Genomic DNA, 26,247 nt, shown 5'->3' on the forward strand with positions numbered 1-26,247 from the left:
CCGACGGCGATACTGGACCCATGAAGCTCAGCCGCCCGGTGTCCTGGTTCCTGCTCGCGTTCGGAGTGTGGTCTTGGTTCATCTGGATCACTTTCGTCAAGAACTTGGTCAAGGACGGCAGCGGGCTGGCCTTCGACGACGGACACCCCACCGCGTACTTCTGGGTCCATCTGACGCTGGCCGTCGTTTCCTTCGTATTGGGGACGGTCGTCGGGGGCATCGGGTTGCGCGGAGTGCGCGCACTGCGCCGTACGTCATAGCGAGCCGTACGTCACAGAGAGAGGTACGGCAGGGTGTTCATCGTCTTCGCGCTCCTCGCCCTGGCCGTGGTGGTGGGCCTGTACCGGTATCTGTGGTGCCGCCTGGTGCGGGACACGACGGCAGGCAGGGGCTGGGCCCGCAGGACCGGCACCGCCGCGTTCGTCGTCGGCCCGGTCCTGATGTTCGCGGCCCTCTTCGCCGAGGTCGGCCACGCCCCGTTCGCCCTCCAGCGGACGCTGGCCTGGCCGGGCTTCCTGTGGATGGCCCTGTCCCTGTACCTGCTGCTGGCGGTGGTCGCGGGGGAGGTGCTGCGGCCCCTGCTGCGCCGCGCGCCGGCACGTCCCGGAAGGGGCGCGGGGAACCGCGCGACGGGCTCGCGCGAGGAGCGGCCGTCGCAACCTACCGAAACCACCCCAAGTAATACAAACCCGACCCGTCGTCTCGTCGTCTCCCGGTACGTCGGCGGTGCCGCCGCGACCGCCGCCGTGGCGACCGTCGGGTACGGCACCTACGGCGTCCTGCGCGGCCCCCGCGTGAAACGCGTCACAGTCCCTCTCGCCAAACTCCCCCGGGCCGCCCACGGTTACCGCATCGCCGTGGTGAGCGACATCCACCTCGGCCCGATCCTCGGCCGCGGGTTCGCGCAGCGGGTCGTCGACACGGTCAACGCCACCCAGCCCGACCTGATCGCGGTGGTCGGCGACCTGGTCGACGGCAGCGTGCGGGACCTGGGCCCCGCCGCGGCCCCCCTCGCCCGACTGTCGGCACGGCACGGTGCCTACTTCGTCACCGGCAACCACGAGTACTTCTCCGGTGCCGCCCAGTGGGTCGAGGAGGTGCGGCGGCTCGGTCTGCGCCCGCTGGAGAACGCCCGTACCGAACTGGCCGGTTTCGACCTCGCCGGGGTGAACGACATCGCCGGTGAGAGCACGGGCCAGGGTCCGGACTTCGACCGCGCGCTCGGCGGGCGCGACCCCGCCCGTGCCTGCGTCCTCCTCGCCCATCAGCCCGTCCAGATCCACGAGGCCGTCCGTCACCACGTGGACCTCCAGCTGTCCGGCCACACCCACGGCGGCCAGCTCTGGCCCGGCAACCTCCTCGCGGCCGCGGCCAACCCGACCGTCGCGGGTCTCGACCGCTACGGCGACACCCAGCTGTACGTCTCCCGGGGCGCGGGTGCCTGGGGGCCGCCCACCCGCGTGTGGGCGCCCTCCGACATCACGGTCATCGAACTGGCGTCGAAGCGGGCGTGAACGCAGCGTTCCTGTGCCGGAGCTGTGAAATCCGGGAGAAACAGGCGCTCGGTAAGTTCTTTGTCATCTAGTCAGATCACTCTTCCCCCAAATGAAACACCTGTGGTTAGGTGAGCCGCGTCACTTAGGGGAGTGGCATTCGTGGAGGGCCTGGAACGGGCCCGTGCGGGTCCTGGGGAGGGCACCAACCGTGCGATCTGTTCGCATGCGGATTCTCGTGACGCTTCTCGTCCTGGCGGTCGTGGGGATCGGCGGCTGGCAGTTACTGCCGTCGCAGGGCGACAAGAACAGGACGATCACCGTCGGCACGACCGACGCCGTCACCTCGCTCGATCCGGCAGGCGCCTACGACGCCGGTTCCTGGGCGTTGTTCAACAACGTCTTCCAACCACTGCTCACCTTCGATCCGGGCGGTGTCCAGCCGGTCCCGGACGCGGCGCAGAGCTGCTCCTTCACGGACACCGCCCTGCAGACGTACCGCTGCGTCCTCCGGGACGGGATCACCTTCCCGAGCGGCCGGGAGATGACCGCGCAGGACGTGAAGTTCTCCTTCGACCGGGTCAAGAGGATCAACTCCGACACCGGTCCGGCGTCGCTGTTCTCGGCGCTCTCCTCGGTCACCGCCTCCGGCATGACCGTGACCTTCCACCTGTCGGCGGCGGACGCGACGTTCCCGTTCAAGGTGGCCACCGGCGCCGGTTCGATCGTGGACAGGGACAAGTACCCGGCGAACAGCCTGCGCACCGACGACGCGGTGGACGGCACCGGCCCGTACCGCCTGACCTCGTACACCCAGGGCAAGCAGGCGGACCTGCAGCCCAACACCGCCTACAAGGGCGGCCTCGACGGCGACGGCCGGCCCATCAAGCTGGACTACTACAAGGACTCGGCCACGCTCGGCAGCGCCTACAAGGCGAAGCGGATCGACGTCGCCACCCGCACACTGCCGCCGGCCATGGTGTCCAGGCTCTCGCCGAGCGACCCCGACCAGCGCGTCACGGTGGCCGACAGCGCCGAGACCCGGAACCTGTACTTCAACACCCGCAAGAACTCGCCCCTGCGCGACGTGCTGGTCCGCCGCGCGCTGGCCTGGCTGGTCGACCGCGACAAGCTGGCCGCCGACGTGTACGACGGGACGGTCGACCCGCTCTTCTCGCTGATCCCGGCCGGGCTCACCGGTCACACCACGTCCTTCTTCGACGACTACCCCACGCAGAGCGTGGCCAAGGCGAAGGCGCTGCTGGAGCAGGCCGGTGTCAGCACGCCGGTCGAGTTCTCCTTCGGCTACGGCATCGGCCACGGCGCGGGAGCCGAGGAGGCCACCGTGCTGAAGAAGCAACTGGAGGCGGGCGGCCTGTTCAAGGTCGACGTCAAGGGCTACGAGTGGACCGCCTTCCAGAAGTCGTGGGCCGCGGGCAAGATGGACGCCTGGGCGGTCGGCTGGGTCGCCGACTACCCCGACCCGGACACCTTCGGCGCCGCCCTGGTCGGCAGCGGCTCCACGATGAGCACCGGCTACAGCAGCGCGGACGTCGACCGGCACATCCGCAGCAGCCAGCAGTACGCCGACCGCGCCCGTACCGAGGCCGACTTCCGCGACATCCAGACGGACGTGGCGAACGACGTGCCGCTGCTCCCGCTCTGGCAGCGCAGGGACTACGTCGTCAGCGACGAGGACGTCGTCGGCACCCAGTACCTCACGGACAGCACGGGCCTGTTCCGGCTGTGGAGTCTGGGCTGGATCTGACGGACGGACACCCCACGCACCGCCCTGGGACGGGAAGGTGCGTGGGGTGCGGGGCAGCCGCGCCGGGACGTGGCGCGGCTCACCCGCATCTCAGGGTCACCGTCACCGCCAGCCCCGCACCGGGCGCGGTGCTCACCTCCACCTCGCCGCCGTGCGCGTCCACCACCCCCTGCACGATCGCCATGCCGAGCCCGCTGCCCTCCGCGCTGCCCACCCGGAAGAACCGGTCGAAGATCCGTGCCGCGTCGTCCTCCGCCAGCCCCGGCCCCTCGTCGGCGACACACACCCGCACCACCCCGTCCGACCGCTCCACCCCCAGCCGTACCGCCGACTCGACCGGCGTGTGGGTGCGGACGTTGGCCACCAGGTTCCCCAGCACCTGCCGCAGCCCCGACTCGTCGGCCCGTACCAGCACCGCCCCCTCGGCGTCCACCGCCACCCGCCGGGCCGGCTGCTGGGCCCGCAGGTCCTCCGCCGCGTCCCGCACCAGCCGGCTCACGTCGACGTTCCTGAACCGGATCTCGGGCCGCTGGTCGAGCCGCGCCAGCAGCAGCAGTTCGTCGACGAGCCGGCCCATCCGGTCCACCTCGCCGTGCATCCTGTCCCAGGCCCGCCGCCGCTCCCCGGGCTCGCTCAGCATCCCCTTGTCGTAGAGCTGGAGGTAGCCGCGGATGGCGGCGAGCGGCGTGCGCAGCTCGTGGGAGGCGTCCGCGACGAACCGGCGCAGCTGGGCGGCGCTGCGCTCGCGGGTCCGGTAGGCCGTCTCCACCTGGTGCAGCATCGAGTTCAGGGCGAGCCGCAGCTGCTCGACCTCCTCCGTCGGATGCTGGCTGGAGGGCACCCGACGGGTCAGGTCCCCCTCGGCGATCGCCGACGAGGTCTCCACCATGCCCTCCAGCGGCAGCAGACAGCGCCGCGAGCTGAACATCGTCAGGCAGGCCAGCAGCGCCAGCAGCAGCGCGCCGACGGCGAAGTCGAGCCGGAGCGCCTTGGCTATGCCCTCGTGCAGCAGCTCGGTCGAGGTGGCGAGCAGGATGTAGGGGCCGTCGGCGAGCCGGGTCGCCGTCACCCGGTACTTCGCGCCGTGCACGCTGACGTCGCCCGGGTCGGGCCGGGCGGCGAGGGCCCGCGGGTCGTGCACGGCGGCCGCCAGCGACCGCTGGGCGTCGGTCGGCGCCATGCCGAAGACGGCGACCGCGCCGCCGTCGGCGTCCACCACCGCGAAGATCGAGCCCGGTGCCGGGTCGGACTCCGACGGCACCACCCGGTCGCGGATCACACCGAGCGTGCCGAGCGAGTCGACCTGCCGCAGGGTGAGACCGGAACTCCCCAGCGAGGTACGCATCTTGAGCAGCGAGGAGTCGACCTGGTCGAGGAGGTAGAGCCGCATGCCCATGATGCTGACCGTGGTCGCCGCCACGATGCCGACGGCGAGCAGGCCCACGTTGGCGAGGGTCAGCTTGCCGCGCAGCGAGTGCACACCGTGCCGGTACCGGCGCCTGGCGACGTTCATGCCAGGCCGTATCCGACGCCCCGCCGGGTGGTGATCACCGGCGCGCCCAGGGCGTCCAGCTTGCGCCGCAGATAGCTGATGTAGGTCTCCACGACGGTCGACTCGGACGGCATGTGCTCGTACTGCCAGACGTGCCGCAGCAGTTGCTCCTTGGGCACGATCCGGCCGCCGTTGCGGACCAGGAACCGCAGCAGCGCGTACTCGGTCGGGGTGAGCTCGACCGTGCGGCCGGCCCGGTGCACCGAGTACGTCGTCTCGTCCAGCTCCAGGTCGCCGTAGCGCAGCGGCGGGCGCTGCTGGATGACGTCGGCCGGACGGGTGCGGCGCAGCACCGCCCCGATCCGGGCGACGACCTCGTCGATGTTGAACGGCTTGGTGATGTAGTCGTCGCCGTAGCCGAGCGCGCCGACTATCTCCGCCGGCGCGTCCCGCGCGGTCAGGAAGACCAGTGCCAGGTCCGGTTGCCGGGCGCGCAGTTCACGTGCCAGGGCCCGGCCGTCCCCGTCCGGCAGCATCACGTCCAGCAGCGCCGCGTCGGGGCGGGTGCGCTCGGCCAGCGTGAGGGCGTCCCGGACCGTGCCGGCCGTCATCACCTCGAACCGGTGGTAGCGCAGGGCGATGGCGAGGACGTCCGTGATGCTCGGCTCGTCCTCCACGATCAGCACGGTGCTGCCTGGAGCCGTCATGCCCCCAGTATCGGCGCGCGGGCCGACGGCGGGGTGCGCGCAGCTTTGGAGTTCCTTGAGAGTCATGCGCGCCCCGTGTCCCGGCGGGTGTCCCGCTGCCGATCCTGGTGCCCAGGACCTGGGGGACCGACCGACCGAACTCATCTGATTCAAGGAGCTGTTGAGCGTGACGGCATTGGCACGGTGGTGCTATCGGCACCGGCTGGTGGTCCTGTTGCTGTGGGTGGGGGCGCTGTTCGGCGTGGGCTTCTCGGCCTCGACGGCCGGTACGGACTACGCGAACGTCTTCTCCCTCCCGGACACGGACTCCAAGACCGCGTACGACCTGATGCAGAAGGCCTTCCCGAACACCTCGGGCGACACGGACACCGTGGTCTGGAAGGTCACCGACGGCTCGGTCCGGGACCAGGCGGTCCGCGACCGCGTCCAGCCGGCCCTGGACAGGATCGCGAAGATCGAGGGCGTCGGCGCGGTCGCCGGTCCCTACGAAGGCGCCCGCGGGGCGGCGCAGATCAGCCGGGACGGCAGGATCGCCTACGCCCAGCTGACCTTCGTCCAGCGGGCCAACGAGATTCCCAAGGACACCGTCCAGAAGGTGCTCGACACCGCCCAGGCCGCCGAACGCGGCGGACTGCAGGTCGAGTTGGGCGGTCAGGCGATCCAGCGGGTCCAGGAGCCCCCGCAGGGTCTCTCGGAGTCGGTCGGCATCGTCGCGGCGGCCGTCGTCCTCTTCCTGGCGTTCGGTTCGTTCTTCGCGATGACCCTCCCGATCGCCATCGCCGTCTTCGGTGTCGGCATGGGCCTGTTCTCCACCCAGCTGCTCAGCCACATCACGAACATCCCGGACATCGCGCCGCTGCTCGCCTCGCTGATCGGCCTCGGCGTCGGCATCGACTACGCCCTGTTCATCGTCACCCGGCACCGCCGGGGCATCCTGCGCGGCATGGACCCCGAGGAGTCGGCGGTCACCGCCCTCAACACCTCCGGCCGGGCGGTGCTGTTCGCGGGCGGCACGGTCTGCATCGCGCTGGCGGGCATGCTGGTCACCAGGCTCCGCTTCCTGGACGGCGTGGTCATCGGCACCTCCCTGACGGTGGTCCTGAGCGTGCTGGCCGCCGTCACCCTGCTGCCCGCCCTGCTCGGCTTCCTCGGCCCGCGCGTCCTCAGCCGCCGGCAGCGCCGCCGGCTGGCCGCCGAGGGCCCCGAACCGGAGAAGGCGAGCGGCCTGGCGGCCCGCTGGTCGGTGAACGTCGAGAAGCGCCCGCGGCGCATCGCCGCGCTCGCCCTGGTCGTCATGGCGGTCCTCGCCGTCCCGGTGTTCTCGCTCCGCCTCGGCGCCACCGACCAGGGCAACGACGACGCGTCCACGACCACCAGGAAGGCCTACGACCTGCTGGCCGAGGGCTTCGGCCCCGGCTTCAACGGCCCGCTCCAGGTGGTCAGCGCGGGCGGCGACACGACGAGGCTGGTCGAGGGCATCAAGGCGACCTCCGGAGTCGCCCAGGCCGCCGCGCTGCCCCCCGCGCGGGGTGTGACCGTGATCCAGGTGGTCCCGACCACCTCTCCCCAGTCCAAGGAGACCGACGACCTCATCGACACCCTCCGCGACCGGGTGATCCCGCAGGCGGGGGTGGACGCCCACGTGGGCGGCGTGACCGCGGTCTCCAAGGACTTCGCCTCGGTCACCGGCGACCGGCTGCCGCTGTTCGTCGCGACCATCATCGGGCTGGGCTTCCTGCTCCTGCTGGTCGCCTTCCGCTCCCTGGTGGTCCCGCTGACGGCGGCGCTGATGAACCTGATCGCGGCGGCCGCCTCCTTCGGCGTGCTGGTCGCGGTCTTCCAGTGGGGCTGGGGCCTGGACCTGCTGGGCCTCGGCAAGGAGGGCCCGATCAACGCGTTCCTCCCGGTCATCATGCTGTCCCTGCTCTTCGGTCTGTCGATGGACTACCAGGTGTTCCTGGTGAGCCGGATGCACGAGGAGTGGGTGCACACCAGGGACAACGCGCGGGCGGTCCGGGTGGGCCTGGCCGAGACCAGCCGGGTCATCAACAGCGCGGCCCTGATCATGGTCTGCGTCTTCCTGGCCTTCGTCCTGAGCGGCGACTCGGGCGCGGCGATGGCGGGCGTGGGCCTGGCGGCGGCGGTGGCGCTCGACGCGTTCATCCTGCGTACGGCGCTGGTCCCGGCGGCGATGCACCTGTTCGGCGACTCCAACTGGTGGCTGCCGGGCTGGCTGGAGAAGCGGCTGCCGCACCTCGCGGTGGAGCCGTCGGAGGAGGCCGTCGCTCCGAACCCCGCCGAGCCGGCCGGACCGGCCACGGCTGTCCACGGTTTCGTCCGGACGGCGGACGGCGACCCGGTCGAGGACGCCTCGGTGACCCTGATGTCCAAGGGCGGCCGACAGCTGGACCGTGTGACGTCCCTGGCGGACGGCTCCTACATCGTCTCGGTCCCGGCGCCGGGTTCCTACCTGCTCGCGGTGACGTCGACGTCGTACGGCTCACGCGCCCGCCACCTGGTGGTGACGGAGGGGCCGCTGGTGTACGACGTGGAGCTGACCGGGGACGAGGTGGACGCGGTCAACTAGGCGCAGGGTCCCCCACTTCCAAGATCTGCCCGACATCCAGGCTGACCGTGGCGCCGATGAGGTCGGGCAGGGAGACGACCTCACCGGGGGCGTGGACGCGATGGGTCGCGTAGGCCTCCTCGGTGAGGTCGGTGAGTACGTGGAGGCGCTTGTGCTTGCGGTCGACGATCACGTAGACCGGGATCATCGCCTTGGCGTAGGTGGCCACCTTGGTCCGCAGATCCTGTTTGTAGTTGTTGGAGGTGACCTCCAGGACCAGGCGGAAGCACGCGGGGTCGTAGCAGCCGTTCTCGGCACGGTGCTCACCGTAGTCAGAGTCGACCAGCGAGAGATCCGGGATGGCGTAATCTTCCGGTCCCTCCGGGAGCGACAGCCCGATGCCCTGAATCAGCCTGGATTGCTTACCGTGCAGGCCCGCTGCGAGGAACGGAACCATGAGGTCGGTGAGGACATCCCCGTGGGGGCCGTCTGGCGGTGGCGTCACGAGGAGCTGGCCTCCGATGATCTCGACGCGGTAGCCCGGCATCCGGTCCTCGAACATGTCAGCAGCTTCGGTGAGCGTCATGGCGCGGCTCTTGCTCGCCGGACGCTCGGGATGCTCGACGGCTGCTGCGGACATCAGGTGCCTCCCATGGGCTGGTGTCGAGGTCATCATCGTAGGCAGCCAAGGCCCTCACTGTCCCGTTCGACCGCCTTCACCCGAAGGTGATCACTCGCCCCGGCGCCCCTTGACCGCCGGATCCGGCAGCACCCGCGTCATCCCCGGCAGGAAGTCCGTGAACAGTTCGTGCACCTCCAGCACGAGCGGCCGCAGCACCCGGAACCGCGCGAGGGAGACGCCTCGCGCGGTCAGCCGGGCCCCGCGTTCGGCGAGCCGGTAGCTGCGTTCCCGGCCCTCGGTCCGGTCGAAGATCCAGTACAGGACCAGACCCATCTGCGAGAGCCACATCAACTCGGGCAGGATGTCGCGGAGTTCGGGGGCGACCTTGGTCTTCGCCCCGGCCAGCACCTCCCGGTGCACGCTGATCGCCTCCGCGCGCGCGTGCTCGCTCTCCGGGGAGAACGGGCTGAGCGGGCTGTCGGGGTCGGCGGCGTTCTTGAAGAAGTGGACCGCGAACTCGTGGTACGGCAGGGCGATGTCCAGCCACACCTTCAGCACGCCCGCGAGCCGCGCCTCCAGGTCGGTCTCCCGCTCCAGGACCTCGCGGACCGCCACCCGGTGTTCGGCGGCGAGCTGGTCGTAGAAGCCCTGGATCAGGTGTTCCTTGCCGGCGAAGTAGTAGTACGCGTTGCCGACGGAGACCCCGGCCTCCGTGGCGATGGCCCGCATCGTGGTCTTCTCGTAGCCGCGCTCCCGGAACAGCCGCATCGCCGTCTCCAGGATCAGCGCGCGGGTCTGCTCGGACTTGCTCGGCGTATCGGCCTCGACAGGACCGTCGTTCTTCGCGGACACGGACAGAGCCTAACCAGTGGCGCAGGTGTCGCCCGCACAGCCCGGAGGGTCGTATCTCCATCCGAGCCCGGGGTCGTACGTCCATCCGTCCTCGCGCCGGTAGACCCGCCCGCCCCACTGGGCGCCCCGCCACCGTGCCGCGGCGAGCACCGCGCCCCGGGCCAGCCGGGCTCCGGCCGGTGTGCTCAGCCTGTGCGCCAGCGGCCGGTGCTCCCGCAGCGCCCACAGGACGACGACCCAGGCGGCCGCGGACCGGTAGACCTGCCCGGAGTCGCCGACGACGGTGACCTCGTCGAGGGTGGCGGTGTGGTCGAGTCCGGGGAAGCGGGCGCGGGCCTCCCGCGACCCCGCCGGGATCAGGGTGAGGGGGACCAGCTGCGGCTGCCGGACGAGCCAGTCGCGCAGGTGGGCGCAGAGGGCGCACTCGGCGTCGTAGAGAACGGTGAGCCCGCGGACCGGGACGCGCGCGGCGTCCCGGTCGTCGGTGGCCGGCACGGTGCTCACGCCCCGGCCGCCGGCGCGGTCCACCCCTGCGGCGGGACGGGCGGGAGCTGTTCCCTCTCCATGGCCCCGCGCCGCCGTATCCGGTTGAGGACGTACACGTTGCCCAGGTGCATCACGCCGAGCACCAGCAGGACGACGCCGAGCTTCGCGGACAGGGCCTCGAAGACGCCCCGGGTGTTGTCGATGCTGTCTCCGTTGTGCAGGTACAGGGCGACGAAGCCGAGGTTGACGAGGTAGAAGCCGACCACCAGGAGGTGGTTGACGGCGTCGGCGAGCTGTTCGTTGCCGCGCAGCACGTCGGAGAGGAAGATCCGCCCGTTGCGGCTGAGCGTGCGGGCCACCCAGATGGTCAGGCCGATGCTGACCAGCAGGTAGATGACGTAGGCGACGACCGTGAGGTCCATGCCCCACCCCTTCTTGAACGCGTTCAAAAAACGCTGACAGGGATGACTGTAGACCTACTTTTGAACGTGTTCAACTCAATGGCGGGGTGACCCCGTTCACCCTCGCCGGGCCAGCTCCGGCCGCTTGGTGTAGTCGGTGAACCCGACGACGTTCCCCCAGGGGTCGGCGATCTCGACGGTCCATCCGGTGGCGACCGAGAACGGAGCGTCGAGGACGGCGACCCCGGCCTCGGCCAGCCGCCGCGCGGCCTCCCGCGCGTCCGGCACCTCCAGCCACAGCCGCGGCGCGGCCCACACCGGCGTCCGCCGCCCGAGGCCCGCCTCGGCCCGCAGCAGGATCCCGGGCGTCTCGCCCCCGACCTTCAGCAGGGCGATGCCACCCTCGTCGAACCGGAACCCGACCGTGAAACCGGCCCGTTCGTAGAAGCCGACGGCATCCGGGAGGTCCCCGACGGGGAGCAGTACGTTGTCGAACCCGAGCAATTCGTACGACTCGTCATCTGACATGCGATCACATTAGGTGCGGGGATGACACTTGCTGAGCGGGCTGACCGCGGGGTCACTCATTGGGCCGAGACGGCGCCCTCCGGCTCGCTACGCTGGGCGGCCATCGGTGGGACGGCTGCTCAGGGGGGCGGACATGACTCCGGGGACAGAGGCCTTCTTCGGCGAGGTGCGGGTCGCCTTCGCCGGAGCCGCGAAGCGACTGGGGCTGGACGGACCGGGCGTGGGGGAGCCGGACCGCCATCTGGCGGTGGCCAGCTACACCGGGTCCGGAGTGACCTACACGGTGGTCCTCGGCCTGTGGCAGGGCGACATCGAGATCCACGCCTGCCGGGAGACCGCGTCGACCGTGTGCAAGGTCGGCGTCGAGGGGCTGGCCCGCGCGGCGGGCGTCGCGCACGGCTCGGGCGGTGTCTCCTTCGGTGCCCGCAGCCTGCGGCAACTGCGCAGATCCCTCAGCGGCCAGATCCGCTACGTCGAACTCGTCCACCCCCTGGTCTCCGGCGCCCCGGACCCGGCCCTGGCGCTGATGCGCGCCGCCGGTGCCAGGGAGTGGCACCGACCCGCCTGAACAGCGCAGGGCCCTGTTCTCCCGAGCGGAGAACAGGGCCCTGCGGCAAGGCGGTGGGGATCAGAAGCGGCGCGTGATGAGCGCTCGCTTCACCTCCTGGATCGCCTTGGTGACCTCGATGCCGCGCGGGCAGGCGTCCGTGCAGTTGAAGGTCGTGCGGCAGCGCCACACGCCGTCGCGGTCGTTCAGGATCTCCAGGCGCTGCTCGCCCGCCTCGTCACGCGAGTCGAAGATGAAGCGGTGCGCGTTGACGATCGCCGCCGGGCCGAAGTACTGGCCGTCGTTCCAGAAGACCGGGCAGGACGACGTGCACGCGGCGCACAGGATGCACTTGGTGGTGTCGTCGAAGCGCTCGCGGTCCTCGGCGGTCTGCAGACGCTCGCGCGTCGGCTCGTTGGTGTCGTTCGTGATGAGGAACGGCATCACGTCCCGGTACGCCTGGAAGAACGGCTCCATGTCGACGACCAGGTCCTTGAGGACCGTCAGGCCCTTGATGGGCTCGACCGTGATCGGCTTCTCGGGGTTGATGTCCTTGATCAGCGTCTTGCAGGCGAGGCGGTTCTTGCCGTTGATCCGCATCGCGTCCGAGCCGCAGATGCCGTGCGCGCACGAGCGGCGGAAGGTCAGCGTGCCGTCGACGTCCCACTTGATCTTGTGGAGGCCGTCGAGGACGCGCTCCTTCGGGTCGATCTCCAGCTGGAAGTCTTCCCAGACGGCGTCCGCGGAGACCTCCGGGTTGAACCGGCGGATCCGGAAGGTGACCGTGATGTAGGGGGAGTCGGCGAAGCCGGGCTCGGGCTGGCCGGCCGCGTCCGCCTTCTCCAGGGTCGGGGTTGCCATCAGTACTTACGCTCCATCGGCTGGTAGCGGGTCTGGACGACCGGCTTGTAATCGAGACGGATGGACTCGGTGCCGTCGTCGCCCACCTCGCGGTACGCCATGGTGTGGCGCATGAAGTTGACGTCGTCGCGGTTGGGGTAGTCCTCGCGGTAGTGACCGCCGCGCGACTCCTTGCGGGCCAGCGCGGAGACCGCCATGACCTCGGCGAGGTCGAGCAGGTTGCCCAGCTCGATCGCCTCCAGCAGGTCGGTGTTGAACCGCCGGCCCTTGTCCTGGATCGAGACGTTCCGGTAGCGCTCGCGCAGCTCGGCGATCTTCTCGACGGCCGTCTTGATCGTCTGCTCGGTGCGGAACACCATGACGTTGGCGTCCATGGTGTCCTGCAGCTCACGGCGCAGGGTGGCGACCCGCTCGTTGCCCGTGGAGGAGCGCAGCCGCTCGATCTGCGAGACGACGAGCTCCGCCGGGTTCTCGGGGATGTCGACGAAGTCCACGGTGTGCGCGTAGTCGGCGGCCGCGATGCCCGCCCGGCGGCCGAACACGTTGATGTCCAGCAGGGAGTTCGTGCCGAGGCGGTTGGCGCCGTGCACCGACACGCAGGCCACCTCGCCGGCCGCGTACAGACCCGGGACGACCGTGGTGTTGTCGATGAGGACCTCACCCTGGACGTTCGTCGGGATGCCGCCCATCGCGTAGTGCGCGGTGGGCTGGATCGGGATCGGGTCCGTGTACGGCTCGATACCGAGGTAGGTGCGCGCGAACTCGGTGATGTCCGGGAGCTTGGCGTCCAGCTGCTCCGGCGGGAGGTGGGTCAGGTCGAGGTAGACGTGGTCGCCCTCGGGACCGCAGCCGCGGCCCTCCCGGATCTCCGTGTAGATGGACCGCGAGACGACGTCACGGGACGCGAGGTCCTTCATGACCGGCGCGTACTTCTCCATGAAGCGCTCGCCGTCCTTGTTGCGGAGGATGCCGCCCTCACCGCGGGCGCCCTCCGTCAGCAGGATGCCCATGCGCCAGATGCCGGTCGGGTGGAACTGGAAGAACTCCATGTCCTCCAGCGGCAGACCGCGCCGGTAGACGGCCGCCTGGCCGTCACCGGTGAGGGTGTGCGCGTTGGACGTCACCCGGAAGAACTTGCCGGTGCCGCCCGAGGCGTAGATGACCGACTTCGCCTGGAAGATGTGGATCTCGCCGGTGGCCAGCTCGTACGCCACCACGCCGGACGACTTCTTGACGCCGTCGACCTCGGTGATCAGCTGGTCCAGGACGTAGAACTCGTTGAAGAACTCCACGCCCTCCTTGACGCAGTTCTGGTACAGCGTCTGGAGGATCATGTGGCCGGTGCGGTCGGCCGCGTAGCAGGAGCGGCGGACCGGCGCCTCGCCGTGGTTGCGGGAGTGACCGCCGAAGCGGCGCTGGTCGATCGTCCCGTCGGGCGTCCGGTTGAACGGCAGGCCCATCTTCTCCAGGTCGAGGACCGCGTCGATGGCCTCCTTCGCCAGGATCTCGGCGGCGTCCTGGTCGACCAGGTAGTCACCGCCCTTGACCGTGTCGAAGGTGTGCCACTCCCAGTTGTCCTCCTCCACGTTGGCGAGCGCGGCGGCCATGCCGCCCTGCGCCGCGCCCGTGTGGGAGCGGGTGGGGTAGAGCTTGGTCAGCACCGCGGTGCGGCTGCGCTTGGTGGACTCGATGGCCGCGCGCATGCCCGCGCCGCCGGCGCCGACGATGACGGTGTCGTACTTGTGGATCTTCATGATTCTCGCAGCCCCGTGCCTAGCGGATGTTCGGGTCGAAGGTGAAGATCACCAGCGTGCCCAGCAGGATGGTGAACACCGTGGCGGTGTAGAGCAGGCCCTTCAGCCACAGCCGGGTGTTCGCGCGCTCCGCGTAGTCGTTGATGACCGTGCGCAGGCCGTTGGCGCCGTGCAGCATCGCCAGCCACAGCATCGCCAGGTCCCAGACCTGCCAGAAGGGGCTCGCCCAGCGGCCGGCCACGAAGGCGAAGCCGATCTTCGACACACCGCCGTCGAGCACGAGCTGGATCAGCAGGTGGCCGAGGACCAGGACGACCAGCACCACGCCGGACAGGCGCATGAACAGCCAGGCGGCCATCTCGAAGTTGCCGCGGGTGGAGCGCGGGGTCTTCTTGGTCCGCCGGCGCGGGGCCTCGATGAGGGGAGCCGGGTTGTCGACGTTGAAGAGGGGGGCGCCCTCGACGGGGCCGACGCCGGCTGCGGGGGTTTCAGTGGTCGACATCTGCGTCAGCTCCCGAACAGGACACGAGCGGCGTGGCCGAGAACGGGGTAAATGGCCCCGGCCATCAGGACGACCCAGACACCGACGACCGTCCAGAGCATCTGCTTCTGGTAGCGCGGGCCCTTCGACCAGAAGTCGACGGCGATGACGCGCAGGCCGTTGAGCGCGTGGAAGAGGATGGCGGCCACGAGGCCGTACTCCAGCAGTGCGACGATCGGCGTCTTGTACGTGGCTACGACCTTGTCGTAGTCCTCGGGGGAGACACGGACGAGAGCGGTGTCCAGCACGTGAACGAACAGGAAGAAGAAGATGAGGACGCCGGTGACTCGGTGAGCCACCCAGGACCACATTCCTTCCCGGCCGCGGTACAGCGTTCCAGCCGGCACGGAAGTCCCTCCGGGAGCGGGGATCGGGGCCGCGCCGGCTTGGTGTCGGTCGGGCCCGGCCGGGTACGGTCCACCGGCCCCCAGCATGTTAGCCAGCCGCGACTGGCGGCCTTACGGGGGGCCTACCTTGTGTGATCAAAATGGCACCGGACGGGCTACAAACAAGGCCGTTCGCGCGCTGGGGGTCCGTCAGGCGCCGGGTGCGGCGCCGCGCGGGCTGGCCGCGTCGCGCGGCGGAGCCGCCGATGTGACCGGCCCCGCGCCCCTGAGCAGGGACAGCAGACGTCCCCGGGCGAGTCGGCGGAGTTCGTCCGCCACCAGCACCCGCTCCTCCTCCGGATCGTTCGTCAATCGTGACCGGATGCCTTCGAGGATGTGGTCCAGCGCCTCCGTCGGCCGGATGTCACCGGAGTAGATCACGAACACGTGTCCGAACTTGGCCTCGTAGGCCGCGTGGGCCGCGGTCAGCGCCGTGTGGGCCGCCGAGTAGGTGCCCGCGGGCAGCTCGGGGAGGCTCTCGCCCGCCAGGGCCTCGGCGAGGTCGGCCGGGAGCAGGTCGTAGGCCGCCTCGTCGGCCGCCGCCAGCAGGGACTCCACGTCCGGGTAGGGGCGGTGGTCGGCGAGACGCCGGGACCAGCGCGGACTGCGCAGGCAGTGCAGGAGCAGGGTGCCGACCTCGTCCTCCGAGGCTGCGTTGAAGGCGTCCAGCGGAGTGGGGAGGTGGGGCGGGCGGTGGGCGGGCAGCGTGGGTCCTCGCGTCACATGTGGTGTGGCAGGGGATGCTGTGAGAGATGTGTCGTCGACGTTATCGAGGACGTTCACGATGTGTCGGTTGGTTGCCTCAATTTCACCCGAAGGGGAGAGGTTACGAGCGGTTGGATGACGCCTGAGCGGTGGACGCGTCGTAGGTTGGACCGGTGAGCCAGCACAAGCGCAGGCCCTCGGCACGCCAGATGTCGCGGAGGCGGGCGGTGATCGCCGCGGTCTTCGTGGGGACCGTCGCGACCGGCACCGGCATCGGTGTGTGGGCCGCCACCTCGGGGAGCGGCGGAACCCCGCCCGGTTCGGCCGCCCAGCGGTCGTCCGGAAAAGGGACCGCCTCGTCCGCCGACCGTGCCGCGTCCCCCACTCCGGCGCCCAGCCGCAGCTACCCCCTGTCCCAGGCCCCGCGCACCATCCCGGCCGTGCGCTCCCACACCGCCGCCCGCGGACCTGGCTGGCGCCCCCGGCAGGGCGGGCGGGTCGTGGTGAGCGACCCGGCACTGGCCGACGAGGGACGCCTGACGGCTGGTGAGCTGGGGCTGTCGTACGCCGGACAGAAGGCGGCGGACGAGGACGTCAGGGCGGGCGACCTGCGACTCGATCTCGGCGGGACGGGGGACCCGGAGTCGTACACGATGACCGTGCGCGGCGGGTCGGTGCGGATCAGCGGGCCCGGTGACGCGGGTGTCTTCTACGGCACCCGGACCCTCAAGCAGGAGGTGCGGGGCGGCGGCAGCGCCCCCGAGGGGGTCGTGAACGACCGGCCGGCCAAGCCGCGGCGCGGGTTCATGCTGGACATCGCGCGCAAGCCGTTCACCGCGGACTGGATCGAGGACCGGATAAGGGAACTGGGCGACCTCAAGTTCAACGAGTTCGGGCTGCACTTCTCCGACGACCAGGGGTTCCGGATCGAGTCCAGCACCCACCCCGAGATCGTCTCCCCGGACCATCTGACCAAGGACCAGGTCAGGCAGATCGTCGCGGTCGCCGCCGGCCGGCACATCCAGGTCGTGCCCGAGATCGACTCGCCGGGCCATCTCGGCGCGGTGCTCGCCGCCCACCCGGACCTCCAGCTGCGCGACGCGCGGGGTGTCGCCGCCAAGGGCGCCATCGACATCTCGAAGGACGCCTCGGCCAAGATCGTCGACGACCTCCTCGACGAGTACGCCGACCTGTTCCCCGGCTCCTACTGGAACCTCGGCGGCGACGAGTACCGGGCGCTCACCGTCGCCGACCCGCAGGCCTCCTACCCGCAGTTGGCGGCCGCCGCCCAGCAGGCGTACGGCGCCTCGGGCACCGTCGCGGACCTGACCACCGGCTGGCTCGACGACCGCGCCGACACCGTCCGCGCGCACGAGCGCACCTTGCGGGCCTGGAACGACGGCTTCTTCCGGGACACCTCCGTACCCCCCGCCAAGGACCTCCAGGTGGCCTACTGGACCGGCAAGGAGATCGGCGCCCGACTGCCGGCCGAGTACCTGAGCGCGGGACGGGACGTCCTCAACTACAACGACGAGTACCTCTACTACGTCCTCGGCGAGCCCAACACCTTCGTCTATCCGACCGGTCAGCGCATCTACCAGGAGTGGACGCCGCGCGTACTGCGCGGCACCGCCGCCGTGGCGACCCGGTACGACCCCCAGATCCTCGGCGGCTCCTTCGCCGTCTGGTGCGACCTCGCCGGCGCCCAGACGCAGGACCAGGTCGCCGCCGGCATCCGGATGCCGCTGCGGGCCACCAGCCAGAAGCTCTGGGACCCGGGCACCCCGGCCCTGTCCTGGAACGACTTCAGGGCGCTGGCGGACAGGCTGGGCTGACCCGCCCGCGACGAGAGGTGGACGTACGGCGGTGACGGGCCGTATGTTCCGCTTCCGCGCGCGGACCAGGGGAGGGTTCCGTGCCTACCCCGGGGGTACCGCCTTGATCTGCGTCCGCTGCCACCACTTCGCCGCCGCGTCCGGCGCCACGCTGTGCGACCGGTGTCTGGGCGCCTCCGCCGAACCCGCCCCGGCCGTCGGCGGCGCGCCGGGGTCGTGGCTGCGCTCACCCGTGGGTCTCGGCTGGGCCGCCGCCGTGCTGCTCGGCGCGGTCGTCGCCGCCGACCTGTTCGCCGTCTGGACGGACCTGTTCCGGTACGACGCCACGGGCGCCCTGGCCGACGGGGAGACCGGCGCCGCCGCGTTCCGCCGCGCCGACCGCGCCGACGTGCTCTCCGAACTCGCCGCCGGCGCCCAGTCGGTGTCGCTGGTCAGCTGCGCGGTGGTCTACCTGTGCTGGTTCCAGCGGGTGCGGGCCAACGCCCAGGTCTTCAGCCCGTTCGGGCACCGCAGGTCGCCCGGGTGGGCGATCGGCGGATGGTTCGTGCCGGTCGTGAACCTCTGGTTCCCGTACCGGATCACCGTCGACATCTGGGACGCCAGCAGCCCGTGGGGTGCGCGCCGTTCGCACGCGCTGGTCAACGCCTGGTGGACGCTCTGGCTGGCCTCGCTGTTCGCCGGCCGCCTCGTGAGCGGCGGCGACGGCGACTCCGAGGGCGCGGCCCAGGCCCGTACCGACGCCCTCGGGATGCTGGTCTCCGACGCCCTCGACATCGCCGCCGCCGTCCTCGCGATCCTCGTCGTGGTGCGGCTGACCCGGATGCAGCACGAGAAGGCGACGGCGGGCACCGCCCCGGCCGCGCTCTGAACGAGGGCCGCGCCCGCCCGGGAGACCCTGGCCTCCCCGTCGGGGTCGTCGGGCGTTTTGGCCGAAAACCCCTTCTCCCGCCCGCCCGATCCGCCGGGTTCCGTACCGCTGTGACACTCCCGGGCCCTTGCACGCAGTAAGGGGGAGTGCGGGCTCCGTACAGGTCGGCGCCTTGGTACATACCGTTGTGGGAGGCGTGGGATGAGCCTGGTGGAGCTGATCGCTCAGGCCGATGAGCACGGACTGGCCGCGAGCGGACTGGCTTGTTTGGATCGGTGCGTGCCGCTGCTCGGCGGTGACGACCTGGTGCTGCGGCCGCTCTGGACGAGCCTGGCCGACGGCTCCGGATGGAGCGCCGGTCTGGAGCAGGCCCGGGACGCGCTGGACACCGGGGAGGCCGAGGCCGAGCTGCTCGCCCGCCGCATGCTCGACGCCGCGCCCGTGGAGCGCGCCCCCGACGAGGTGCGGCGGTGGGCCGACGCCTGTTCCGTCGCCTCGCTGCGCATCCACCGGCTCCTGGACCCCGCCGAGGACCCGGCGTCCTCCGTCGACACCCGGCGCGAGGGCGGCACCGAGGACATGTCCCCGCTGGTCGCCGCCGAACTGCGCCGCCAGGTCACCGTCCTCGAACTGCTCGCCGGCCACGGTGCGGCCGGGCTGCGCCGAGCGCTGGACGTCTCCACCGAAGGCCGCCGGGTGCTGCGCGCGGTGGTCTCCCGCCGGGCCCGCGGGCTCGGCTGAACCCGGCGGGGCGGCCCGGGGGATTCCTGTGCGTTCCGTGCGAGGGAGCTGCGGCGGACTTGCGGGGGTCCTGCGCCGGTTGCCGAAACAGCCCGAAACGGCGTGACGAAACCCTGGCTGACCTCGCTTTTCCCTATGTGACAGCCCACTACGTGACAGCACAGCAGCAGACCAGGCCGCACGCCGCCACGAAACCGGCCCGTTGGGCGGCGGACGCGGTGGCCATGATGCGCGAGGGCGCGCGGATCCGGCTCGACTACTCCGCACAGAGTCTGTGGCGGGTCGACCGGATGATCGAGGAGATACGCCGGGAGGGCGCGCCGTACGACGCGGTACGGGAGATGCTGCGCGGCCTCGGGTGCTACGCGGGCGAGGTGATCGCCCGTCACACCGGCGCCGACTGGTGGTCCTCGGGCGGCGAACACTGGGTCCGCACCCCCGACGGCCGGCTCTGGGACCCCGTCGACGAGGCCCGCCGGTGCTACGGCGGCCACGGTTCGCTGCGGCTGCTGTGCCGGGACGCGATGAGCGGCACGCGTTGACCGGGACGCGCTGAGACGGCCGGGCCGGGGGACTTGGCAAAAACCCCGCAATAAGAGACGCGGGCGTTCCCAAGTGGCCCGGCCCGGAGCACGATTGCCCCATGGCCGACAACCGACGCTGGTGGGCTCTCGTCGTCATCGCGCTCGCCCAGCTGATGGTCGTGCTCGACATGACCATCGTCAACATCGCGCTCCCTTCCGCACAGGTCGCCCTCCACATGTCCGACGGCGACCGGCAATGGGTCATCACCGCCTACACCCTCGCCTTCGGCGGACTGCTGCTGCTCGGCGGCCGCATCGCCGACCTGGCCGGGCGCAGGCCGGCGTTCATGACCGGACTCGTCGGCTTCGCGGCCGCCTCCGCGCTCGGCGGCGCCGCGGTCGACGAGGCCATGCTGTTCGGCGCGCGGGCGCTGCAGGGCGTGTTCGCCGCGCTGCTCGCCCCGGCCGCGCTGTCGCTGCTCGCCACGACGTTCACCGACCCGAAGGACCGCGGCAAGGCCTTCGGCATCTTCGGCGCGATCATCGGCGCCGGTGCCGCGGTCGGACTGCTCGCGGGCGGCTTCCTCACCCAGTACCTCGACTGGCGCTGGTGCCTGTACGTCAACGTGCCGATCGCGCTGGCCGCCTTCGCCGGCGCCTGGGCGCTGCTGCCCGGCGGCGGCCGCCACCCCGACTCCCGGCTCGACGTGCCCGGCGCGCTGCTCGGCTCGGGCGGGATGCTCGCCCTGGTCTACGGATTCTCCGAGGCGGAGTCCCGGGGCTGGCACGACTCCCTGGTCCTGACCCTGCTCCTCGGCGGCGTCGCCCTGCTCGGCGTCTTCGGGTTCTGGCAGACGCGGGCCCCGGTCCCGCTGCTCCCGATGACCGTCGTCCGCGACCGGCAGCGCGTCGGCGCCTACCTCACCGTGCTGCTGGTCACCATCGGCATGTTCGGCGTCTTCCTCTTCCTCACCTACTACATGCAACGCGTCCTCGGCTACTCGCCGGTGAAGACCGGCGTCGCCTATCTCCCCATCACCGTCGGCATGATCACCGGCTCCACGCAGATCGCCGCCCGGCTGCTGCACCGGGTCCCGCCCCGGCTGCTCCTGGTGCCCGGACTGCTCGTCGCGGCCGGGGCGCTGGCGCTGATAGCCCAGGTCGGCATCGAGCCGGCCTACGCCTCGCACATCCTGCCCGGCATGCTGATGCTCGGTCTCGGCATGGGCACGGCCATGATGACCTCCGTCTCCCTGGCCACCGGCGGGGTCGCCCCGCGCGACTCGGGGGCGGCCTCGGCCACCTTCAACACCGCCCAGCAGGTGGGTGGTTCGATCGGTACGGCGCTGCTCAACACCATCGCCGCGAGCGTCACCACCCGGTACGCCCTCGCCCACGCGGCCACGGCCCCCGACCGGCGGCTGCTGGCGGCGAAGGCCGCGGTGCACGGCTTCAACGTGGCCACCTGGTGGGCCATGGGCGTCCTGCTGCTGGGCGCGCTCGTCGCCGGGGTGGTCGTCGACACGGACCGGGTACCGAGCTCCCAGGACAGCCGGGAGCCCGCACCGGAACCGGTGGAGACGGCCACCTGAGCCGCCGGGTTCGGTACCGCGAGGTACGGCACACCGCGAGGTAGGACACCGGCAGCGAGAGGCAGGGCACCGGGAGCCACGGTGGGGCGGGGTACGGCGTCGGCGGGCGCGCCGCCGGCCGGCCCCGAACCGTCCGGGGATAGGCTTCCGCGTCGGTTCGTTCCCTTCGCGGCACTGTGAGGCAGCCATCACCACCGGTCGTCAGCCGTCGTTGGCGGATGTCGTCGCCGAGCACCTGGACGTCGTCTTCGTGGGCATCAACCCGGGTCTGCCCTCGGCGCTGCGCGGCCACAACTTCGCGACACCCGGCAACCGGATGTGGCCGGCCCTGCACCGGTCCGGGTTCACGCCCCACCTGTTCCGGCCCGACCAGGAACACGACCTGCCGGCGCTGGGACTCGGCATCACGAGCATCGTGCGCAGGCCGACGGCGCGCGCCTCGGAACTCACACCCGCCGAGTACGTCCGCGGCGGCGAGGACCTGCGCCGCCGGACGGAGATCCTGCGCCCGAGATGGCTCGCCCTGCTGGGCGTCACCGGATACCGCGCGGCCTTCGGGGTCCGCGCCGCCGCCGTCGGTCCGCAGGACGCGCCCATCGGCGGAGCCCGGGTGTGGGTCCTGCCCAACCCGAGCGGTCTCAACGCCCACTTCCCGCCCGCGGCTCTGGCCGTCGAGTTCGCCAGGCTCCGGATCGCCGCCGGCCTGCCCGACCGCTCCGGACTGCTCGGCGACGGCCCCTTCGACAACTCCTGACCCGCCCGCCGCACGGCGACCCGGCCGCGTCGGACCGCGCGTGCCGACAGCCGCGTGCGGTGGCGGAGTTGGGACATGTCGCAGTCGCGACACCTGAGGCCCGTGACACGGGCATCGCTCCGGCTGATTCTTTCGGACAGCGTGTGAACCGGCGTTGCACGAAAGGTGTGTGGCTGATGGCATGGATCCGTCTGACGGCGGCGATATCGACAGCACTGGTGCTGACCACGGGAGGCATCGCCTCCGGGTCCCCCCGGACCTCCACCCCCCGGACCTCCACCCCCCGGACCTCCACCCCCGGGGCCGTCGAACCCGCGGCGGGTACCGCGAGAGCCGCATCGACCGTACGGCTCGTCACCGGCGACCGCGTCACGGTGACACCGGGCGACGACGGGCGGCGCACCGCGTCGGTGCAACCCGGCCCGGGCCGCCGGGACATCGTCTTCCGCACCTATGAGCAGGACGACGGCACCATGACCGTACTGCCCTCGGACGCGGCGGAGCTGGTCGCCGCCGGGACGCTGGACCGTCGGCTCTTCGACGTCACCGCCCTGCTGGCCCAGGGCTACGACGAGGCCGGCACGCCGGCGCTCCCGCTGATCGTCTCCCCGCAGCCGGCCGGCGCCGCCCTCGGAGCGGCCTCGGCGACGGCCGGGGCGGCCACGGCGGACAGGAAGGCCGCCGCGGCCACCGCCGACCGGCTCTCCGCCTTCGGCACCGGGTCCGCGCCCGAGCGCCGTCTGGAGAGCATCGACGCGACGGCCCTGCGGGTCGCCGACGACGAACTCGGCTCCTTCTGGAAGACGTTGCGGCCGCAGGGCACGGCCGGCGCGGCCCGGCTCGCCCGGACGCCCCGGGTGTGGCTCGACGGCAGGGTGGCGCCGACGCTGGACCGCAGCACCGCGCAGATCGGCGCGCCCACCGCCTGGCAGGCCGGCTTCGAGGGCCAGGGTGTGAAGGTGGCCGTACTGGACACCGGTGCGGACGCCGGGCACCCGGACCTGACGGGCCGGATCGCCGAATCGAAGGACTTCTCCGACAGCGGGAACACGACCGACCACTTCGGCCACGGCACGCATGTCGCGTCGATCGTGGGCGGCACCGGGGCGGCTTCCGGCGGCACCCGCAAGGGCGTCGCGCCGCGGGCGGACCTGCTGATCGGCAAGGTGCTCGGCGACGACGGCTACGGGTCGGAGTCGCAGGTCATCGACGGCATGGAGTGGGCGGCCGCCGAACACGCCAAGGTCGTCAACATGAGCCTGGGCTCGGACGCGCCCTCGGACGGCACGGACCCCATGAGCCAGGCCGTCGACGCGCTGTCGGCCTCCGGCGGCCCGCTCTTCGTCGTCGCCGCGGGCAACGCGGGCGAGCAGGGCGCGTCCACCATCGGGTCGCCCGGTGCGGCCGACGCCGCTCTGACCGTCGGCGCCGTGGACCGGGACGACTCGCTCGCGCCCTTCTCCAGCCGCGGCCCGCGCCTGACCGACAAGGCGGCCAAGCCCGACGTGACGGCGCCCGGCGTCTCGATCGTCGCCGCGCGCGCCGCGGGCACCACCATGGGCACCCCGGTGGACGCCGACTACACCTCAGCGTCGGGCACGTCGATGGCCACACCGCACGTCGCCGGCGCGGCCGCGCTCCTCGCCCAGCAGCACCCGGGCTGGAGCGGACAGCGGATCAAGGACGTGCTCATCAGCACGGCCCACCTGGTGTCCGGCACCAAGGTGACCGAACAGGGCGGCGGACGCATCGACATCGGCGCCGCCATGGGCGCCCTCACCGCCACGGGTTCGGTGACCCTGCCCGCCCTGCAGACCGGCGGCTCCGGCGGACGGCGGCAGGCGGCGATCCTGCACTACACCAACGAGAGCGACCACCCGGTCGACGTCCGGCTGTCCGCGGCGCTGAGCACCGACAACGGTGTCGCGCTCACCGACGGGACGGTCACCCTCGGCACCGGCACCCTGCACCTCGCGGCCGGCGCCTCGGCGGACGTCCCGGTGCTCTCCGACGGCGCGCGCGCCCCGCGCGGCGCCTACTACGGCTACGCCACCGCGACCTCCGCGGACGGCACCGTCCTCGCCCACACCACGCTCTCCCTCGTCGTGCACGCGCCGCTGCACCGGCTCACCGTGGTCGCCCGCGACCGGGACGGCGCCGTGATCCCGCAGGCCGCGCCGACCATCTGGGGCGCCGACGGCTTCGTCGGGTACACCGGTCTCGATCCCGCGGTCGCCGTCGTCGAAGAGGGCACCTACCAGGTCAGCTTCGGCACGCTCGACAACGCCGCCGACGGCCAGGAACTGCGCGAGGTGGTCAACCCGCAGGTGCGGGTCGCCAAGGACACGACCGTCACCCTGGACGCCTCGAAGGTGACCCAGGTTCGGATCCGTACCCCCCGCCCCGCCGAACAGCACGGGATCCTCAGCTATCAGACGTACCGGCGGATCGACGGTAACGGGCTGATCCAGGGCGTGATGTTCTTCGACGTCGCCAAGCGGATCTACGTCAGCCCCACCGCCCGGGTCACCGACGGCACCTTCGAGTTCGCCTCGCGCTGGCAGCTGACGGCACCGCAGCTGATCGCGCGGGTGGCCGGGACCTCGCGGTCCTTCGCCCCCTACTACCTCCCCACGTCACCGGTCCTCGGCGACAAGGGCGCCCTGCTGACCGCGGTGGACGCCGGAACGGGCACCGCCGCCGACCTCCGGGCCGCGCACGTACGCGGCCGACTCGCCGTCGTCCGCTACGACTTCGGTGACGACCGGGCCCTCGCCCAGGCCGCCGCGGCCGCCGGGGCCAAGGCCCTGATGCTCGTCATGCCCGAGGGCTTCTATCCGTGGACGCGGTGGAGCCCGGACGGAGAGCGCCTGGCCCTGCCGGTGATGCGGGCGGGCGCCGCGGACGGCACCGCGATCCTGCGGCGGAGCGCCCGGACCGACACCCGCGTCCGGTTCACCGGCACGGTGCGCAGCCCCTACCTCTACGACGTCATGCAGGTGTCCGAGCAGCGCGTCCCCGAGCGTCTCGTGCACACCGTCTCCGGGCAGGAGAGCGCGGTCGTGCGCGCCACCTACGCCCGTACCGGAGCCTCCGACTGGGCCAGTGAGCAGCGGTTCGCCTGGCGGCCCTACCAGGACACCGCCTGGAACCAGTACACGCGTGACGTCCCGGTGGGCGGGGAGCGCGTCGAGTACGTCACGGCCGGCGACACCCTGTGGAACCACGTCGTGCACCACGACACCGTCGCCGACCGGGACTTCCCCCTCCAGGTGGGCATGCGGGACCCGGCCCACCGGTACCGGGCCGGACAGCACGCCACGGAAGCCTGGTTCACCGCACCGGTGCGCCCGTCCCTGCCGCGCGGCGCCACCGGCCTGCCCGCCTCGGCGAGGTACGGCGACACCCTCTCGCTGCGCGTCCCGGAGTTCACCGATGCCGCCGGCCACTGGGCCTTCGCCGAGCAGGACGCCCTGGGCGGGGTCGGCACCCGCACCTCCGGCAGCGGCGGCGACACGGCGGTGGCGGACCTGTTCCGCGACGGGAAGCGGGTGGCCCACTCCGAGACCGGCGCGTGGGGCGACATCGAGGTGCCGGCCGGCCGGGCGGCCTACCGGCTGGACCTGACGACGGCACGCGACTCGGACGACTGGCGCTTCGGCACCCGTACCGAGACGTCCTGGTCCTTCGACTCGGACACGACGCGGACCTCCTCGGTGCTGCCGCTGCTCCAGGTCGACTGCGCCGTGCCCGTCGACGCGGAGAACGCCGTGACCCCGCGGCGCACCCACACCCTCGGGTTCGACGTCCGCCTGCCCGACGGCCTGGCCGCACCCCGCGGGACGCGGCTCACGGTCGAGACCTCCTACGACGACGGACGGACCTGGGTCACGGCCCGGACCCGACGGACGGGATCCGGCGGGCACTTCACCGCCGCCGTCGAACGGCCGTCGCGGGTGCGCGGCGACGCCTATGTCACACTGCGGATCACCGCGACCGACGACGCCGGGCACCGCGTCCGGCAGACGGTCGACCGCGCCTTCCGCCACCCGGGCGGCTCGGCACACCGCTGACCGGGTTGCCGTCACCGGACGGGAGTACGGCGGGCCCCCGGGGCCCCCCCCCCCCCGGCCCCCCCCCCCCCCCCCCCCCCGGGCCCCCCCCCCCCGGGCCCCCCCGGCGCGCGGTTAACCGACGGCCCCCGGGGGGTATCGCTAGGCGGGG

The 26,247-nt window shown here is 71.7% G+C and carries 24 protein-coding genes; 12 read left to right on the plus strand and 12 right to left on the minus strand.

Annotated elements, in window-relative coordinates; translation table 11 throughout:
* Nucleotides 1–20: 20 nt before the first annotated feature.
* From ACFY3I_RS28755 to ACFY3I_RS28765, 3 genes are all read left to right on the plus strand, one after another.
* Nucleotides 21–260 (plus strand): SCO4848 family membrane protein, encoded by a 240-nt coding sequence (locus tag ACFY3I_RS28755; protein WP_365283990.1) that lies wholly within the window; start codon nt 21–23, stop codon nt 258–260.
* 33 nt (nt 261–293) lie between these two features.
* The gene (locus ACFY3I_RS28760; RefSeq protein WP_390863810.1) at nt 294–1,514 is read left to right on the plus strand and encodes a metallophosphoesterase; all 1,221 of its coding nucleotides are present in this window, start codon (nt 294–296) and stop codon (nt 1,512–1,514) included.
* A gap of 205 nt (nt 1,515–1,719) precedes the next feature.
* Nucleotides 1,720–3,261: an ABC transporter substrate-binding protein gene (locus ACFY3I_RS28765; protein ID WP_390863812.1), complete on the plus strand. Its 1,542-nt coding sequence runs from the start codon at nt 1,720–1,722 to the stop codon at nt 3,259–3,261.
* A gap of 79 nt (nt 3,262–3,340) precedes the next feature.
* Here ACFY3I_RS28765 and ACFY3I_RS28770 read toward each other — a convergent pair whose 3' ends face one another.
* Together ACFY3I_RS28770 and ACFY3I_RS28775 are read right to left on the minus strand one after the other, a co-directional pair.
* The gene (locus tag ACFY3I_RS28770) at nt 3,341–4,774 is read right to left on the minus strand and encodes a sensor histidine kinase (RefSeq protein WP_390863814.1); all 1,434 of its coding nucleotides are present in this window, start codon (nt 4,772–4,774) and stop codon (nt 3,341–3,343) included.
* On the minus strand, nt 4,771–5,460 hold the full coding sequence (locus tag ACFY3I_RS28775) for a response regulator transcription factor (RefSeq protein WP_365283998.1): 690 nt from the start codon (nt 5,458–5,460) through the stop codon (nt 4,771–4,773). The genes ACFY3I_RS28770 and ACFY3I_RS28775 overlap by 4 nt, the downstream gene beginning before the upstream one ends.
* A gap of 175 nt (nt 5,461–5,635) precedes the next feature.
* Between ACFY3I_RS28775 and ACFY3I_RS28780 the strand changes: the two genes are divergently transcribed.
* On the plus strand, nt 5,636–8,047 hold the full coding sequence (locus ACFY3I_RS28780) for an MMPL family transporter (protein WP_390863855.1): 2,412 nt from the start codon (nt 5,636–5,638) through the stop codon (nt 8,045–8,047).
* Here the strand turns inward: ACFY3I_RS28780 and ACFY3I_RS28785 are convergent.
* The 5 genes from ACFY3I_RS28785 to ACFY3I_RS28805 form a co-directional block, all read right to left on the minus strand.
* The gene (locus ACFY3I_RS28785) at nt 8,040–8,666 is read right to left on the minus strand and encodes a Uma2 family endonuclease (protein ID WP_390863815.1); all 627 of its coding nucleotides are present in this window, start codon (nt 8,664–8,666) and stop codon (nt 8,040–8,042) included. The two genes, ACFY3I_RS28780 and ACFY3I_RS28785, sit on opposite strands and share 8 nt — an antisense overlap.
* 90 nt (nt 8,667–8,756) lie before the next feature.
* Nucleotides 8,757–9,500, minus strand: coding sequence for a TetR family transcriptional regulator (locus tag ACFY3I_RS28790; RefSeq protein WP_390863816.1), 744 nt, complete (start codon nt 9,498–9,500; stop codon nt 8,757–8,759).
* A 9-nt stretch (nt 9,501–9,509) separates the two neighbouring features.
* A complete protein-coding gene (locus ACFY3I_RS28795) occupies nt 9,510–10,004 on the minus strand; it encodes a DCC1-like thiol-disulfide oxidoreductase family protein (RefSeq protein WP_365284004.1) in 495 nt (164 codons plus the stop codon).
* The gene (locus ACFY3I_RS28800) at nt 10,001–10,408 is read right to left on the minus strand and encodes a hypothetical protein (RefSeq protein WP_365284006.1); all 408 of its coding nucleotides are present in this window, start codon (nt 10,406–10,408) and stop codon (nt 10,001–10,003) included. Before ACFY3I_RS28800 ends, ACFY3I_RS28795 begins: the two co-directional genes overlap by 4 nt.
* A gap of 96 nt (nt 10,409–10,504) precedes the next feature.
* Nucleotides 10,505–10,915, minus strand: coding sequence for a VOC family protein (locus ACFY3I_RS28805; protein WP_365284008.1), 411 nt, complete (start codon nt 10,913–10,915; stop codon nt 10,505–10,507).
* 133 nt (nt 10,916–11,048) lie between these two features.
* Here ACFY3I_RS28805 and ACFY3I_RS28810 point away from each other — a divergent pair, with 133 nt between their 5' ends.
* The gene (locus ACFY3I_RS28810; RefSeq protein ID WP_390863818.1) at nt 11,049–11,483 is read left to right on the plus strand and encodes a hypothetical protein; all 435 of its coding nucleotides are present in this window, start codon (nt 11,049–11,051) and stop codon (nt 11,481–11,483) included.
* Between the two features lie 60 nt (nt 11,484–11,543).
* On the opposite strand, the gene ACFY3I_RS28815 is transcribed toward ACFY3I_RS28810, so the two are convergent.
* From ACFY3I_RS28815 to ACFY3I_RS28835, 5 genes are all read right to left on the minus strand, one after another.
* The gene (locus tag ACFY3I_RS28815; protein ID WP_365284012.1) at nt 11,544–12,323 is read right to left on the minus strand and encodes a succinate dehydrogenase iron-sulfur subunit; all 780 of its coding nucleotides are present in this window, start codon (nt 12,321–12,323) and stop codon (nt 11,544–11,546) included.
* On the minus strand, nt 12,323–14,077 hold the full coding sequence (gene sdhA, locus ACFY3I_RS28820) for a succinate dehydrogenase flavoprotein subunit (protein ID WP_365284014.1): 1,755 nt from the start codon (nt 14,075–14,077) through the stop codon (nt 12,323–12,325). The genes ACFY3I_RS28815 and sdhA overlap by 1 nt, the downstream gene beginning before the upstream one ends.
* A 19-nt stretch (nt 14,078–14,096) precedes the next feature.
* Nucleotides 14,097–14,579 carry a succinate dehydrogenase hydrophobic membrane anchor subunit gene (locus tag ACFY3I_RS28825; protein ID WP_390863820.1) on the minus strand — a complete coding sequence of 161 codons (483 nt, stop codon included), beginning with the start codon at nt 14,577–14,579 and terminating at the stop codon, nt 14,097–14,099.
* Between the two features lie 5 nt (nt 14,580–14,584).
* Nucleotides 14,585–14,965: a succinate dehydrogenase, cytochrome b556 subunit gene (gene sdhC, locus ACFY3I_RS28830; protein WP_043406142.1), complete on the minus strand. Its 381-nt coding sequence runs from the start codon at nt 14,963–14,965 to the stop codon at nt 14,585–14,587.
* A gap of 189 nt (nt 14,966–15,154) precedes the next feature.
* Entirely contained in the window at nt 15,155–15,727 is a 573-nt protein-coding gene (locus ACFY3I_RS28835) for a 2-oxo-4-hydroxy-4-carboxy-5-ureidoimidazoline decarboxylase (RefSeq protein WP_390863822.1), read from the minus strand.
* A gap of 191 nt (nt 15,728–15,918) precedes the next feature.
* Between ACFY3I_RS28835 and ACFY3I_RS28840 the strand changes: the two genes are divergently transcribed.
* From ACFY3I_RS28840 to ACFY3I_RS28870, 7 genes are all read left to right on the plus strand, one after another.
* Nucleotides 15,919–17,544: a family 20 glycosylhydrolase gene (locus tag ACFY3I_RS28840; protein ID WP_390863857.1), complete on the plus strand. Its 1,626-nt coding sequence runs from the start codon at nt 15,919–15,921 to the stop codon at nt 17,542–17,544.
* 103 nt (nt 17,545–17,647) lie between these two features.
* Complete coding sequence (locus ACFY3I_RS28845) at nt 17,648–18,412, plus strand: DUF4328 domain-containing protein (RefSeq protein WP_390863823.1); 765 nt, start codon at nt 17,648–17,650, stop codon at nt 18,410–18,412.
* Nucleotides 18,413–18,613: 201 nt separating this feature from the next.
* Complete coding sequence (locus ACFY3I_RS28850) at nt 18,614–19,153, plus strand: hypothetical protein (protein ID WP_365284022.1); 540 nt, start codon at nt 18,614–18,616, stop codon at nt 19,151–19,153.
* A 152-nt stretch (nt 19,154–19,305) separates the two neighbouring features.
* A complete protein-coding gene (locus ACFY3I_RS28855; protein WP_365284024.1) occupies nt 19,306–19,695 on the plus strand; it encodes a hypothetical protein in 390 nt (129 codons plus the stop codon).
* Nucleotides 19,696–19,796: 101 nt separating this feature from the next.
* Nucleotides 19,797–21,269: an MFS transporter gene (locus ACFY3I_RS28860; protein ID WP_390863825.1), complete on the plus strand. Its 1,473-nt coding sequence runs from the start codon at nt 19,797–19,799 to the stop codon at nt 21,267–21,269.
* Nucleotides 21,270–21,480: 211 nt separating this feature from the next.
* On the plus strand, nt 21,481–22,023 hold the full coding sequence (gene mug, locus ACFY3I_RS28865) for a G/U mismatch-specific DNA glycosylase (RefSeq protein WP_390863826.1): 543 nt from the start codon (nt 21,481–21,483) through the stop codon (nt 22,021–22,023).
* A 176-nt stretch (nt 22,024–22,199) separates the two neighbouring features.
* A complete protein-coding gene (locus ACFY3I_RS28870) occupies nt 22,200–26,096 on the plus strand; it encodes a S8 family serine peptidase (protein ID WP_390863828.1) in 3,897 nt (1,298 codons plus the stop codon).
* The last annotated feature ends 151 nt before the right edge of the window (nt 26,097–26,247 follow it).

Source organism: Streptomyces sp. NPDC001068 (genome assembly GCF_042897315.1).
GTDB lineage: Bacteria > Actinomycetota > Actinomycetes > Streptomycetales > Streptomycetaceae > Streptomyces.

What these genes read in the sequence shown, in the direction of transcription:
- ACFY3I_RS28755 (WP_365283990.1), top strand. Translation starts at nt 21, where the DNA reads ATGAAGCTCAGCCGCCCGGTGTCCTGGTTCCTGCTCGCGTTCGGAGTG.
- ACFY3I_RS28765 (WP_390863812.1), top strand. Translation starts at nt 1,720, where the DNA reads ATGCGGATTCTCGTGACGCTTCTCGTCCTGGCGGTCGTGGGGATCGGC.
- ACFY3I_RS28770 (WP_390863814.1), bottom strand. Translation starts at nt 4,774, where the DNA reads ATGAACGTCGCCAGGCGCCGGTACCGGCACGGTGTGCACTCGCTGCGC.
- ACFY3I_RS28775 (WP_365283998.1), bottom strand. Translation starts at nt 5,460, where the DNA reads ATGACGGCTCCAGGCAGCACCGTGCTGATCGTGGAGGACGAGCCGAGC.
- ACFY3I_RS28785 (WP_390863815.1), bottom strand. Translation starts at nt 8,666, where the DNA reads ATGTCCGCAGCAGCCGTCGAGCATCCCGAGCGTCCGGCGAGCAAGAGC.
- ACFY3I_RS28800 (WP_365284006.1), bottom strand. Translation starts at nt 10,408, where the DNA reads ATGGACCTCACGGTCGTCGCCTACGTCATCTACCTGCTGGTCAGCATC.
- ACFY3I_RS28805 (WP_365284008.1), bottom strand. Translation starts at nt 10,915, where the DNA reads ATGTCAGATGACGAGTCGTACGAATTGCTCGGGTTCGACAACGTACTG.
- ACFY3I_RS28810 (WP_390863818.1), top strand. Translation starts at nt 11,049, where the DNA reads ATGACTCCGGGGACAGAGGCCTTCTTCGGCGAGGTGCGGGTCGCCTTC.
- ACFY3I_RS28815 (WP_365284012.1), bottom strand. Translation starts at nt 12,323, where the DNA reads ATGGCAACCCCGACCCTGGAGAAGGCGGACGCGGCCGGCCAGCCCGAG.
- sdhA (WP_365284014.1), bottom strand. Translation starts at nt 14,077, where the DNA reads ATGAAGATCCACAAGTACGACACCGTCATCGTCGGCGCCGGCGGCGCG.
- ACFY3I_RS28825 (WP_390863820.1), bottom strand. Translation starts at nt 14,579, where the DNA reads ATGTCGACCACTGAAACCCCCGCAGCCGGCGTCGGCCCCGTCGAGGGC.
- ACFY3I_RS28840 (WP_390863857.1), top strand. Translation starts at nt 15,919, where the DNA reads ATGTCGCGGAGGCGGGCGGTGATCGCCGCGGTCTTCGTGGGGACCGTC.
- ACFY3I_RS28850 (WP_365284022.1), top strand. Translation starts at nt 18,614, where the DNA reads ATGAGCCTGGTGGAGCTGATCGCTCAGGCCGATGAGCACGGACTGGCC.
- ACFY3I_RS28860 (WP_390863825.1), top strand. Translation starts at nt 19,797, where the DNA reads ATGGCCGACAACCGACGCTGGTGGGCTCTCGTCGTCATCGCGCTCGCC.
- ACFY3I_RS28870 (WP_390863828.1), top strand. Translation starts at nt 22,200, where the DNA reads ATGGCATGGATCCGTCTGACGGCGGCGATATCGACAGCACTGGTGCTG.